Source organism: Escherichia sp. AM3 (genome assembly GCF_032029835.1).
Classification (GTDB): domain Bacteria; phylum Pseudomonadota; class Gammaproteobacteria; order Enterobacterales; family Enterobacteriaceae; genus Escherichia; species Escherichia coli.
Genome location: NZ_JAVUPQ010000949.1, coordinates 1 through 275, shown reverse-complemented (window position 1 = coordinate 275; position 275 = coordinate 1). Strand labels below are relative to the sequence as shown.

The 275-nt window shown below is 57.1% G+C and carries 1 pseudogene; it reads right to left on the bottom strand.

Annotated elements, in window-relative coordinates:
• Positions 1-275 (bottom strand): annotated as a pseudogene (locus tag RTW80_RS29190) (PLP-dependent aminotransferase family protein); the annotation flags it as partial.

Here is a 275-nt window from a genome sequence, read left to right as displayed (position 1 = left end):
ATACCACGCCGAAAGCGCACTGACCTGCAATTGCTGTTCCTGCCAGCAGCGGGCGATCTCCCGGTCAGCGCTTCCCTTTGCGAGGAACGCGACAATATGCATTCCACCGTCGTTTTGCTCGGTGAAGAACAGATCACCATAGACCTCACGCAGGGCGGCAATCATCCAGTCGCGGCGGGTTTGATAGAGCGCGCGCATCTTTTTCAGATGACGGAAAAAATGCCCCTCGTTGAGAAAGGCTGTGAGGATCTTTTGCGTCAGGACCGGCTGGCCGC